Origin of the sequence: uncultured Cytophaga sp., assembly GCF_937863595.1 — a bacterium.
In the GTDB taxonomy this organism is placed as follows: Bacteria; Bacteroidota; Bacteroidia; order Cytophagales; family Cytophagaceae; genus Cytophaga.
Genome location: NZ_CALMGQ010000134.1, coordinates 18,389 through 30,393, shown reverse-complemented (window position 1 = coordinate 30,393; position 12,005 = coordinate 18,389). Strand labels below are relative to the sequence as shown.

Genomic DNA, 12,005 nt, shown 5'->3' with positions numbered 1-12,005 from the left:
CTCTGAAGTATATTTCCCTTATTGTATCAACTTCTTTTCAGCATTGTAGATTAGATAGTAGGCACCATCTTTAGGTGCTTTCAATTCATACCACACAACAAATTCTGGTTTACTACAAGGACGCGTTACAAACTCAGATATTTTATTAAAAAAGCTTGTATCATTTTGCAAAACCCATAAGGTATCTTCCGTAGCGCCTTGGATTTCAAAACGCGCATTCAAAAAGAGAGCGTGTATTTTTTCAGCACCTCTACTTTCTAAAGAAAAGCAAAACCCAATTCCAACAAAAAGGAACCAGGGCACCTTTAAATATATTTTCTTATATAGCACGTTGTTCTGATTTTATAACGTATCACTCAAACCCAATAGAAATCGTTTCGCATCCCTTGCGGTTTCTATTGGCAATTCTTCCATCGGTATATGCCCAACACCCGGATACACGATTAATTCTGAATGTGGTAAATCTTTGTTGAACCGTTTTGCTTGTTTGAGATCTATCCATTTATCTTTTTCGCCCCACATAAGTAAAGCAGGCGTCTCTATGGTTTTTAGTTTTTGATAGTCTTTAAAGTCTAACGTCTTTACAACGGATAAAAAAGCATCTCTATTGCCCTCCCGAAGTGCGTGGTAGTAGTAGCGATCAACAATCTCATCGGTCACTTTAGAATCATCACCATATACTTCATTTAGAATCTGAGCAACCAGAAAACGAGGTGTCATTTTATTGAACAGGGGTACAATGGAAGACTGTGCGACTGTAAACACATATGGAATGGTATCTTCCAAGGGATACCCAGCTGCATCCAGCAAGATCATCCGTTTTACGAAGTCGGGATATGCTGCAGCAACGTTCCAAGTAATGTATCCGCCCAAAGAGTTTCCTGCCATATAACAGGAATCGATTTGAAGTGTATCCAGAAAAGTTTTCATAAAGGATGCATAAAAATCGATCGAATAATCTTTGTTGGGATGTGGACCTGTTAATGCAAAACCAGGTAAATCCAATCGAATAATTCGAAAGTCGTTCTTCAATTGACCTGCCCAACCATCCCATGTATTCAAGGACGACCCTACTCCGTGAATAAGAACGAGTGGAATCCCTGTGCCTTCATCTTGATAATGAACATCCATTCCATCTATTTTTATAAATTTGGAATGTTCATTGGTGTACGTACGTTTTAATTCTTCAAGGGGTATATCTGAACGCCTCATCGCTAGTATAGCAAGCAACACAATTAGGAATAGGACGATAATGGTATAGGCTATTTTCTTCATTCTATGTATAATTATTACAAATCAATACATATAATATCTACAATATTTTTCATTAATCAAAAGCTACGATGCCATTCATAGATCTAAATGAATGCAAATAAATGGGGGTGTTCATTAATCTTTTTATAGTTCAGATTTTTTCTTTGAACGCCTAAAGAATATTACGTCGCATTTTATTTTCAAACCTTTCACCTTATTTAAGTATACTAAGATTTGGATTATACAGAATGTATTGAAAAAAATCACCGACTAAAATTAGGTATTTAAAGTAGAACGGAATGTAAAAAATTACGCCAGCCACACAAGCTAAACTATATAAAAAAGGAAAACAAAATTCACTATAGACGTTTTAAAATGTAGTGAGTAACCAAACAATATCGCATCTAGTAAAAATTCATTTAACTCACACAGAGCAACAGAATGCACCTATTCTGAAAAATAAATTTAATCCGTCTCCATTAAAATTGCTCTCAAAACTACGGCTTGATTAAAATGAATATTTTTTGCAGCATACACAAGGGTGACGTGTCTTTTCTGAGCAATCTTTCGTATGCGGCCTAGCTCTTCCTGCTCTACTTGCAATTCCTTTTTATACCGTTTTGCAAATTCATTAAAGCGTTCTTCCTTATGATCAAACCATTTTCGCAGTTCCGTTGATGGCGCGATAGTCTTAATCCACTCATCTAATCCTGCGCGCTCTTTTGAAATACCTCTGGGCCAAATTCTGTCTACTAAAATCCGATACCCGTCAGTCTCTGATGCTTCTTCGTATATTCTTTTGATTAAAATAGGTTTCATACTCGGATGGAATAAAAGATTGTTTGTTTCATTTGGATTTGAATGATCACCTATAATTTAGAAACGTTCAAATGAAACTTTTTAATAACAAATATTTAAGCGTTGTGTATACAGGGTATAGGATATAGGCAACGCACGTCTATAAGTAACATATGCCTACGATAATCTATTGGTATTAACTGTTGCCATGCATTTACTTTTCGCTCCAATAATAACTATCTGGATGTATTCGTTTGCCAAATATTGCTGTACCTACACGAATGAGTGTTGCGCCTTCTTCAATGGCAATTTCTAAATCACCACTCATTCCCATTGACAATTCATTCAGTTCAAAATTGGGCAATTGCAAGGCGTTCATTTCCGACTGAATGTCTTTTAATAAGCGATAGCATTTGCGAACCTTTTCCAGTTCTGAACTAAATAATCCGATTGTCATTAGTCCTTTAACTTTTAATGTATTGAATGTGGATACTTCTTTCGCAAAATCAATACTTGCAGCGGGATCAAGCCCAAATTTACTTTCTTCGTTAGATGTATTTACTTGCAGCATAATATCCATCGTTCTACCTTCTTGTTGCAATCGACGATCTAGTTTTTGAACCAATTCAAGTCGATCTATTGACTGAATGCAATCGGCATATTTTAATACATCTTTTATTTTATTCGTTTGAAGGTGTCCTATAAAATGGGTCGTATGAGCAATTGACGTTAAACCCTCGTATTTTTCTTTTAATTCCTGCGTTTTGTTTTCACCAATAATTGTTTCACCAAGTTGTAATGCAACGCAAATATTTTCATATGAAACTGTTTTTGTTGCCAACAACAATTTAATCTCTTTAGGGTCCCTTCCACTATGCTGTGCAGCATTCAGAATGCGTTTATGAACGTGCTCTAAATTAGTTTTTATATTATTCACATCCTTACATTTCTATTATAAAAAAACCATTATTATGAATTTCTGCTACTCGGTTTTCTTCAAGTGCTTCAATATGACAAAAACTACATTCTTTATATGTTAAAGCTTGCCCTTCTTGAGCTTTTGATATTAGATACAACTTACCATAGTTGTAAATGATGCTCGCATCTGTTACTTCAGAGGGTACAACAATGTCAAAGTGCATAACAGTAGTGTCTTTTTTTGTTACATAGGTGTCCCAAACGGCTACTTGCATGTTCTATTTTATTTACATTTACGTACTAATTTTTTTTTAACGACACAGCACTCTGCTAAATAATAAATGCCGCGATCATGTATTAAATTTACACGATAAAAGCAGATATCCTAAAGATGTGTCGTAAATTTCATAATCGTGGATCCTTCATGTTCAGCTAAAAAAAATGAAGCGTAACGTAAGGGATTACAATACCGTTCTTTTTTTTACATATTCGATTGTATACAGTCAACTTTTATTCAATCCTAGACAACACCTAGTCCTATAATTGTTTTATGAACAGATTGACGAGCGCTTTAGTCCTGCGATGTAATCACCCCGGCCTCAGGCCTATTCATGGCGCAGTTTTGGATGGCTCAGGGTTTCTTTTCAATCAATCCTTGCAGTTAGGGAATAAATGACACATTTACTCTCTTAAGCTCTTAAACCTACCTAAGTGGTCAACTATAGGCTCAATGAAAAGGTATTAATCGCTTCGAAATTTAAAAAAAATGTTTCTTATGGATTAGAGCCAACCCATGCAACATAAAAAAGCATACATTATATGTCTATCTACCAATCAACAATCAAAATTTCAAAATAAAGATACAATTGCGTATATAGTAAAACAATTACTATACATCTTCTATTTGTTCATGATACAACCGTGCTTATTTCAGCTCTAATGTTCGCATAAAACGTTATGTATGTGTATGTTTACTCACAATTTAAACATCCGTCTACAATAGTATTTAGTAACACATGCTGTTTAACGTAACATTTATAAAATAAACCATTGACCCATGTTACAACTTATTAAAGAACACGAACAATCGATTATATACTTTTTCATTATCGTAAGTGTTGTTATTTTATTGCTACTCATAACGAACACACTATATAAATGGCAAGTCAAAAAAGCCAATCTCGAATTTCCAAATGAAGAGCATGTAACCTTGCATTTATTAAAATCAATTTTAAAAGTGATTTGGATTATTTTAGGTTTAAGTGCTTCTAGTTTTGTTTTTATTAGCAAAGATTTATATGGACAAGCTGCTCAAAACTTTTGGCTCCTCGTCTATTTGGGTTCAGTCGTACTACTCACTGTAATTGGGGGGTCTGTAGTTCAAACACTTTTTACGCGTAAAATACAAAGCAGTAAAATTACGGGCACAGACCCTACAAGCTATAAATTTATACGTTCGTTGGCTGTTATTGTAATTTATTTCTTCGGCGGCATTTTAGCTATTCTCGCATTCCCATCTCTTAGAGGTACTGCCCATACTGCACTAGGTGGTGCAGGCGTGATAGCAATTATTGCAGGGGTTGCTTCGCAAGAAGCATTATCAAATGTAGTGGGTGGCGTATTTATCATTATTTTCAAACCCTTCAAATTATATGATATTATTAAAATTTCGGATGAAATGGTGGGCGTTGTTACCGACATTACGTTACGCCATACCGTTATTCGGAATTATGAAAATAAAATGATTGTAATTCCGAACTCGATTATCAATAAAGAGAAAATTGTAAATTATGATTTGGGGGACAAAAAATGTTGTCAGTGGATAGAAATTGGAATCTCTTATGATAGCGACATGGATCTTGCCAAAGCAATCATGCAAGAAGAATGTGAAGCACACCCAAGTATTCTTGAGCACCGTACCTTATTAGAAATTAAAAATAAAGATCCAAAAGTAATTGTACGTGTAATCAATCTTGGAGATTTTGCTATCACACTAAGAGCTTGGGCTTGGGCAAAAGATTATTCAACTAGTTTTGTAATGAAATGCGAATTGTATGAAAGCATTAAAAAACGGTTTGATAGAGAAGGCATTGAAATTCCTTATCCACACAGAACGGTCGTTTTTAAAAACGCCAACGATACCCCATCAACAAAATAATGTACACGCATAATCCTTTCATGTTTCAAGTAGAAATCGCATGAATGCATCGACACCATTCTTTATTCCCTTCAATGAGAAGATAGACACGTCTTCTCTACCGCGCCTGTTCAGCAATCCTTTTAAGACAGATACAGATGGGCTTTGTATGCATGCTGTAGAAATGGTACAAGAACATTTAAACACGCAATCGGTTTGGTCGCATAATTTTGGTTTGTCTGAAATAGAAAATGATTTACCCATCATCGGAAAAATGTTTGGTGTATTGGTTGTTCAAAATCGATTCAATAAAATTGGTTTTCTTGCTGCCTTTTCGGGTAAGTTGGCAAACGCCAATGATCATGCTTATTTTGTTCCGCCTGTGTTTGATTTGCTTGCCGATGGTGGATTTTTGAACAAAGGCATGCAAGAGCTTTCTCGTATCTCAAACGTAATTGATGTACTTGAAGCAACAGCAAAATATTCAGAAGAAATAACGCAACGAAAAAACGAACGAAAGGAATTTTCAAACTCCTTACAACAAAAAATATTCGACCACTATGTATTTTTAAATCAAGCGGGTGAAGAAAAAAGTTTGCGCACCATTTTCAACGCAACCACACATAAAAACCCGCCAAGTGGTGCTGGCGAATGTGCTGCACCCAAACTCTTGCAATACGCTTTTTTACAAAACCTCAAACCCATTGCCATGGCAGAATTCTGGTGGGGACAATCCCCCAAATCTACAACATGGAAACACGGTCACTTCTATCCTTCTTGCCAAGAAAAATGTGCGCCTATTTTAGCACACATGTTAGAAGGAATTGAGATGGAGAAATAAAGGATCTCTTTTGAAATTGAAGTGAAATATACTGTTCACATATCCCTAAAATATTGGCTTGAAATGTATCAACAATTGCGTAAGAAGCGCTGAATACTTTGGCACGTTTAGATTTCTGGCCTAACATTATTTTTATAAGAATCCCTAAGTTCAATAAAACTATTGCCTATTTTTTTGTATATTCTATATAAAATTTCAAATCCCTTATGCAAACACACATACACACCAATACGCTTCAAAATATTTTACGCATTGTTTTAGGAACTTTCATGATTGGCGCTGCCATCGGACATTTTACATTTGCACGTGTTGACTTTCAAGCACAAGTGCCCGATTGGCTTCCGATGGATAAAGACATCATAGTATTGCTATCGGGTATTCCTGAATTACTACTCGGTCTGGCTTTGGTATTCTGGACCAAACAAAAAGTGTGGATTGGTATTATACTCGCTGTGTTTTTTGTACTTGTTTTTCCAGGAAACGTAAATCAATATACAGGAGCGCACGATGCATTTGGCTTAGACACCGATCAAAAAAGATTCATACGCTTATTGTTTCAACCGGTATTAATATTTTGGGCTTTGTGGAGTACGGGTGCATTAAAAGCATTATTGAGCAAGAAATAAGTTCGTTGTATAATGCATTGACTATCTTAGTTTTTACACCAGTCAAAGACTGGCGCGAGGGTGGATTGCAAAATCAAATTTTATAGTTTCATTCAGACAAAGATTCAATAAATTTTTCTGCATGATTTAAATGTGCCGTCTTTTTATGTTCATCCATTTTATCAAAGGTCTTAACAAGCATTCCCAATCTTGGATTTTGCAAAAAGAAATCGCGGTGTACATGCATAAACCGCCAAAACAAACCATCCCAAATTGGCTGCCAATTACCCTTTTTATAATCGCTCATTTTCATTAAATAATTGCTTCCACTGATATACGGTTTTGTTGCAAACAAACCTCCGTCTGCAAACTGACTCATGCCATATACATTGGGTACCATAACCCAATCGTATGCATCTATAAAAAGCTCCATAAACCAACGATACACTTCGTCGGGATCAAATTCGCATAACAACATAAAATTACCAAGTACCATCAAGCGTTCAATATGATGACAATAGCCCGCTTCTAAAACCTTTTTAATGGTGTTATCAATGGGTTCAATGCCCGTAGTGCCATTCCAAAATGAAGGCGGAATTTTTCGGGTAAAACCCCAATAATTTTTTGTGCGTGCTTCACTCCCTTTTAATTCATAAACAGCGCGAATAAATTCTCTCCATCCAATAATTTGTCGCACAAAACCTTCAACAGAATTTATAGGTAAATCATGCGCTTCTGCAAAGACGAGTGCTTGATCAATAATAAATTGTGGCGTTAACAAACCAACGTTGAGCATAGGTGTCAATACACCATGGTGCAATACATGTTGATTTGAAACAATAGCATCCTCATACGAACCAAATTCTACCAATCGTTTTTTAAAGAACGCTTCCAACCAAGATTTACTTTCTTCATGTGTGGTTGGATATATAAAATCTACCTGAAGTAACCCGTAATTATTGGGAAAATATGTTTCTACATACGTTACCGCTTCCGAATAAAACCGATTCGGCTTCATAAAATCAACTTGGGGCGGAATTTTACCTTTGGGATATTTTAAGCGATTTTCATCGTCGTAGGTCCATTTGCCACCAATTGGTTTTGAATCTTTATCAAGCAATATATTTCTACTTATTCGCTGATGCTTATAAAAGTCAGTTTGAAACAATCGCTTCTTACCACTAAAATACGCATCAATATCTTGTGGTGTATTCAAAAATAATGTTGAACTTATTTTATTCGCTTGTATGTTACTTGCCGTAGCTGCTTTGGTAATACGCTCCTCCAACCAACAATCCGTTGTATCAATGTATGTAAAAGATTCAATGCATTGCTCTTTTAAATACGGAATCAATTTTCGGATATCAGACAATTCACTGAATGCATCTATATAGATAACTTCAATCTTTTTAGACTTAAAATAATTTTCATAATATTTCATACTTGCTCTATGAAATGCAACCTTCTGTTTATGGAAGTTGTATTGTTTAAAAAACAACCATTCTTCAACCAAATAAATGGTGGTGCATGTTGAAACGATGCTGTTTTCTTCAAGCAATTGATGTGGAAAAAGGATACCTATAGACATATTTCTTAACTATTTTCTGCATGCAGCACTACAATATTTTACTTCATCCCAAACGTGCTGCCACTTCTTGCGCCATGTAAACGGACGTTGGCAGCGCATGCAAATTTTAGTAGGCAAATCACTTTTTTTCTTATGCCGCATATTTTTATTTTTTTTCTCTTTGACCTGAAACCAGAAGTATTGTTTATATGCTTTTTTAAAATACGTTCACCTTCATCCTTGGCTAATACCAATTCCTACTACAAAATAGTCCATTTTCATATTTGGGTATATCCTAACCTAAGCACCAAGCTACCCGTTGTTGTGCTTTTTCTGGCCAACAACCTCGCAACGTCAAAATATATTTTGAACTATTTTGAATTTAGATTTGGTATAATTCTGTATTCCGCATGCTCCAAACAATATCACTGGCTGCTTTTCGGGTAGTTTCAATATCAACAATTGGTGCGGGATAATTTGTACCAATACGCACATGATATAATTGCTGTTCCAATGCACTCAGCTTCCAAGGCTCATGTATGAAGGAAACAGGAACATCTTTTAGTTCCGGAAGCCAAGTCTTTATGAATACCCCATCGGCATCATGCTCTTCTGAATTTTTTATTGGATTGTAAATTCGAATGGTATTGCTTCCCGTCACTCCTGCTTGCATTTGCAATTGCGGATAATGAATGCCTGGTTCGTAATCCAAAAATTGACGCGCTAGAAAATGCAAGTCGCGCCAATCTTGCCAAAGGTTAAATACAAAAAAGGAAACCACCATGGCACGCATTCTGAAATTGATATATCCTGTAGCAACCAAACAGCGCATGCAAGCATCTACAATCGGAACCCCTGTCATACCTGTTTGCCACGCTTTTATATAGATTTCATTTTTGGGTTTATGGATGGCATCATAGGCTTTATTCATATTGATAAATTCCATTTGACACGTATCCTCAAACTTTTGCATAAAATGGCAATGCCAATGCAACCTAGAAACAAAATTTGAAAGCGCTCTTTTATTGCTCGCCAATTCATAGTGCTGCATGGTGAAAAGATACACCATGCGCATGCTAATATTTCCGTAACTTAAATACGGCGATATTCTACTACAGCCTTTACGACTGAGTGCAGGTTTTGAAATGTGTTTTGAATAATTTACGTAGCGTTCATTCAAAAAACTCTGTAAATATTTCCATGCAAATGTCTCCCCTCCGGGCTGAAAATTTATATCGGCTGTTGTAATTTCAAGAGACAAATCACATCCTTTTATTTTTTGATACAAATCGATATCAAATGCTAAAAAATTCCAATTTTGTTCCTCAACCAACTGGGGCAAAGCCTTCATTTTTGCCTTCCATAATTGCGTCCAATTATTTCTTGATTGCAGCCTCCGTATAACTCCATTGTGCTGAAACTCGCTCCAAACAATATCGTTTTCAATACAGAATTTTTTAATTTCAAGATCTCGATCAAATGTTATTTTATTACCAATCTCTTCGTGCGAAAAAATAGTATGAATACGATAGCGATGTGCAATTTTTTGAAAGACTGTTGCAACTTCATCGTGAAAAACATAAACCTGAGAATTTAAATCGACAAGCTTAGACTGCATATCTTGTAAAGATTGATATACAAACCTCCAATGACGCGTATCGCTGTCAGCATAGTTCATCACTGATGGTTCAAAGCAATAAACAAGTAACACTGGCAAGGCTTGCTGTTGAGCAACATACAGCGGTTCGTGATCTGTAAATCTCAAATCTCTTTTTAACCAAACAATAACGATGTCTTGCTTATCTATTTTCTGATCCGTCATGTATTTTGATTCAACAGTGCTGTACTGGTTTCTATGATCCATACTTACGTTAAAACCCACTAAGACCTATCTTTGTTCTACCTATTTTAACCCATGTAAATAAAAAATTTACTAAAAATGATGTATAAACTTTAGAATCTTTATGTTAAACCAATTCCTACTACAAAATAGTCCATTTTTATATTTGTGTATACCATAACCTAAACACCAAGCTACGCGTTGTTGGGCCTTTTCTGGCCAACAACCTAGCAAAGTCAAAATAAATTTTGAACTATTTTGAATTTATATTTGGTATTAAACCAACAGCAAAAAAAACATTCACCTACTCTCTAATCCCGGTAATCCTGCAATCCTTTTAATCGTGTCAAGTTGGCTAAAAAAAAAGAGCCGCACTTAATAAGCACGACTCTTTTAAATCTATTTAATAAAACAATACCATCCCCAACTCCTCCAGCTGTGCTTGAGTCTTTCCGACCAACCACATACAACTTTTTGATGTTGAATACAGACTACTTATACCGTCATCAATTCTTTTTCTTTTAACGCAATCAAATTTTCAAGTTTTGCATTCGTATCGTTTGTTAAAGCCTGTACAACTTCTTCCGCTTTTTTCACATCATCTTCAGAAGCGCCATCTTTTAACAATTTGCGCAATTCGTCGTTTGTCTCTTGACGAATTTTACGAATACGAACTCTACCGCTTTCGCCTTCTACTTTCGTTTGCTTTACCAAATCTCTACGTCTTTCTTCCGTAAGTGGTGGCACGTTGATACGAATAACATCCCCATCGTTTTGTGGATTAAAACCCATGTTTGAATCACGAATAACTTTTTCGATAGTCGTTATCATCGATTTTTCAAAAGCTTTAATCGTTATCGTGCGTGGTTCAGGTACAGTGATAGATGCAACTTGACCAAGTGGCGTAGAGGATCCATAATATTCAACCATCATCCCATCAAACATATTGGGTGCAGCTTTTCCAGCACGAATTTTTGTCAACTCATGTTCTACATGCTTAATTGCTTTTTGCATGCTATCTTTTGCATCGTCTAGATATAACTTAATTTCTTCCATAATGAAATTCGTTTTATAACGTTCGGTTTTTAAATCAATTTTATATACTTATAAGGTAACTAATGTACCTACATTTTCACCTTCTAATACTTTCAACAAGTTCCCTTGCTTATTCATATCAAAAATAATAATCGGCAAGGCATTTTCTTTACACAAGGTAAAGGCTGTCATATCCATAATATTCAAACCCTTTGCATACGCTTCATCAAACGTAATCGTCGTATAGCGCGTAGCACTTGGGTCCTTTTCCGGATCAGCCGTATACACACCATCTACACGTGTGCCTTTTAAAACTACTTCAGCTTCAACTTCAATTGCACGTAAACTTGCGGCTGTATCTGTAGTGAAATATGGATTACCTGTACCTGCACCAAACATTACAATACGTCCTTTTTCTAAATGGCGAATGGCACGTCTACGAATAAATGATTCGCACACTTCTTCAATCTTAATACCCGACATCAATCGTGTATCCAAACCAATATTCTCCAATGCACTCTGTAAGGCCATACAGTTGATTACAGTAGCCAACATACCCATATAATCGCCTTGTACACGATCGATGCCTGTTGCTGCTGCTTCAATACCTCTATAAATGTTACCACCACCTACTACAATAGTAATCTCCACGCCTTTTTCTGCAATTGCTTGAATTTCTTTTGCATAACGAATAAGAACCTGGCTATCAATACCATATTTCTGTTCACCCATTAGGGCTTCACCACTCAACTTCAGTAGGATACGCTTATATTTCATAGTTTCTTATTTTTTAGTTTGAAAACAGTCCTATTCCAAAGATTAGAAATGCCAAATCTTACAAATATAAACGCATTTTTGGGAATAGGAAAATTGAAAACCTGCCAACAAACTTAATTTTTAATAAAAATATCAACAATTCTGTAATTAGAACATAAGAATCTGCTCTTTATCGTGATTACAACGTATTTAGAGAAACAGTCATATTTAAAAATATCTATATTTCTACCTAC

Annotated in this window: 13 protein-coding genes; 3 read left to right on the top strand and 10 right to left on the bottom strand. The window is 35.6% G+C overall.

Going from position 1 to position 12,005, the window contains the following annotated elements:
* Window positions 1-18 precede the first annotated feature (18 nt).
* From Q0543_RS11660 to Q0543_RS11640, 5 genes are all read right to left on the bottom strand, one after another.
* Window positions 19-303 (bottom strand): hypothetical protein, encoded by a 285-nt coding sequence (locus Q0543_RS11660; RefSeq protein WP_299253047.1) that lies wholly within the window; start codon window positions 301-303, stop codon window positions 19-21.
* Between the two features lie 39 nt (window positions 304-342).
* Window positions 343-1,275, bottom strand: a complete 933-nt coding sequence (locus Q0543_RS11655) for an alpha/beta hydrolase (protein ID WP_299253044.1) — start codon at window positions 1,273-1,275, stop codon at window positions 343-345.
* A gap of 444 nt (window positions 1,276-1,719) precedes the next feature.
* Window positions 1,720-2,073, bottom strand: coding sequence for a DUF488 domain-containing protein (locus tag Q0543_RS11650; RefSeq protein ID WP_299253041.1), 354 nt, complete (start codon window positions 2,071-2,073; stop codon window positions 1,720-1,722).
* Window positions 2,074-2,266: 193 nt separating this feature from the next.
* Window positions 2,267-2,989 carry a YggS family pyridoxal phosphate-dependent enzyme gene (locus Q0543_RS11645; protein ID WP_299253038.1) on the bottom strand — a complete coding sequence of 241 codons (723 nt, stop codon included), beginning with the start codon at window positions 2,987-2,989 and terminating at the stop codon, window positions 2,267-2,269.
* 4 nt (window positions 2,990-2,993) lie between these two features.
* Window positions 2,994-3,245 carry a DUF2024 family protein gene (locus tag Q0543_RS11640; protein ID WP_299253035.1) on the bottom strand — a complete coding sequence of 84 codons (252 nt, stop codon included), beginning with the start codon at window positions 3,243-3,245 and terminating at the stop codon, window positions 2,994-2,996.
* Between the two features lie 782 nt (window positions 3,246-4,027).
* Between Q0543_RS11640 and Q0543_RS11635 the strand changes: the two genes are divergently transcribed.
* The 3 genes from Q0543_RS11635 to Q0543_RS11625 all read left to right on the top strand — a co-directional run bounded on the left by Q0543_RS11635 (window position 4,028) and on the right by Q0543_RS11625 (window position 6,574).
* The gene (locus Q0543_RS11635) at window positions 4,028-5,128 is read left to right on the top strand and encodes a mechanosensitive ion channel family protein (protein WP_299253032.1); all 1,101 of its coding nucleotides are present in this window, start codon (window positions 4,028-4,030) and stop codon (window positions 5,126-5,128) included.
* A gap of 40 nt (window positions 5,129-5,168) precedes the next feature.
* A complete protein-coding gene (locus Q0543_RS11630; RefSeq protein WP_299253029.1) occupies window positions 5,169-5,948 on the top strand; it encodes a pseudouridylate synthase in 780 nt (259 codons plus the stop codon).
* Window positions 5,949-6,154: 206 nt separating this feature from the next.
* Window positions 6,155-6,574 carry a hypothetical protein gene (locus Q0543_RS11625; RefSeq protein ID WP_299253026.1) on the top strand — a complete coding sequence of 140 codons (420 nt, stop codon included), beginning with the start codon at window positions 6,155-6,157 and terminating at the stop codon, window positions 6,572-6,574.
* 88 nt (window positions 6,575-6,662) lie between these two features.
* Here the strand turns inward: Q0543_RS11625 and Q0543_RS11620 are convergent, their stop codons facing one another.
* The 5 genes from Q0543_RS11620 to pyrH all read right to left on the bottom strand — a co-directional run bounded on the left by Q0543_RS11620 (window position 6,663) and on the right by pyrH (window position 11,772).
* Entirely contained in the window at window positions 6,663-8,141 is a 1,479-nt protein-coding gene (locus Q0543_RS11620; RefSeq protein ID WP_299253024.1) for a cryptochrome/photolyase family protein, read from the bottom strand.
* 9 nt (window positions 8,142-8,150) lie between these two features.
* A complete protein-coding gene (locus Q0543_RS11615) occupies window positions 8,151-8,282 on the bottom strand; it encodes a DUF2256 domain-containing protein (protein ID WP_299253022.1) in 132 nt (43 codons plus the stop codon).
* Between the two features lie 220 nt (window positions 8,283-8,502).
* Window positions 8,503-9,984: a deoxyribodipyrimidine photo-lyase gene (locus Q0543_RS11610; protein ID WP_299253019.1), complete on the bottom strand. Its 1,482-nt coding sequence runs from the start codon at window positions 9,982-9,984 to the stop codon at window positions 8,503-8,505.
* Between the two features lie 471 nt (window positions 9,985-10,455).
* The gene (gene frr, locus Q0543_RS11605; RefSeq protein WP_299253016.1) at window positions 10,456-11,016 is read right to left on the bottom strand and encodes a ribosome recycling factor; all 561 of its coding nucleotides are present in this window, start codon (window positions 11,014-11,016) and stop codon (window positions 10,456-10,458) included.
* 48 nt (window positions 11,017-11,064) lie between these two features.
* Window positions 11,065-11,772, bottom strand: coding sequence for a UMP kinase (gene pyrH / locus Q0543_RS11600; protein WP_299253013.1), 708 nt, complete (start codon window positions 11,770-11,772; stop codon window positions 11,065-11,067).
* Between the last annotated feature and the right edge of the window lie 233 nt (window positions 11,773-12,005).

Bases quoted from the DNA above. Each gene is read 5' to 3' on its own strand.
- Q0543_RS11655 (WP_299253044.1), bottom strand. From the start codon at position 1,275: ATGAAGAAAATAGCCTATACCATTATCGTCCTATTCCTAATTGTGTTG.
- Q0543_RS11650 (WP_299253041.1), bottom strand. From the start codon at position 2,073: ATGAAACCTATTTTAATCAAAAGAATATACGAAGAAGCATCAGAGACT.
- Q0543_RS11640 (WP_299253035.1), bottom strand. From the start codon at position 3,245: ATGCAAGTAGCCGTTTGGGACACCTATGTAACAAAAAAAGACACTACT.
- Q0543_RS11635 (WP_299253032.1), top strand. From the start codon at position 4,028: ATGTTACAACTTATTAAAGAACACGAACAATCGATTATATACTTTTTC.
- Q0543_RS11630 (WP_299253029.1), top strand. From the start codon at position 5,169: ATGAATGCATCGACACCATTCTTTATTCCCTTCAATGAGAAGATAGAC.
- Q0543_RS11625 (WP_299253026.1), top strand. From the start codon at position 6,155: ATGCAAACACACATACACACCAATACGCTTCAAAATATTTTACGCATT.
- Q0543_RS11620 (WP_299253024.1), bottom strand. From the start codon at position 8,141: ATGTCTATAGGTATCCTTTTTCCACATCAATTGCTTGAAGAAAACAGC.
- Q0543_RS11615 (WP_299253022.1), bottom strand. From the start codon at position 8,282: ATGCGGCATAAGAAAAAAAGTGATTTGCCTACTAAAATTTGCATGCGC.
- Q0543_RS11610 (WP_299253019.1), bottom strand. From the start codon at position 9,984: ATGGATCATAGAAACCAGTACAGCACTGTTGAATCAAAATACATGACG.
- frr (WP_299253016.1), bottom strand. From the start codon at position 11,016: ATGGAAGAAATTAAGTTATATCTAGACGATGCAAAAGATAGCATGCAA.
- pyrH (WP_299253013.1), bottom strand. From the start codon at position 11,772: ATGAAATATAAGCGTATCCTACTGAAGTTGAGTGGTGAAGCCCTAATG.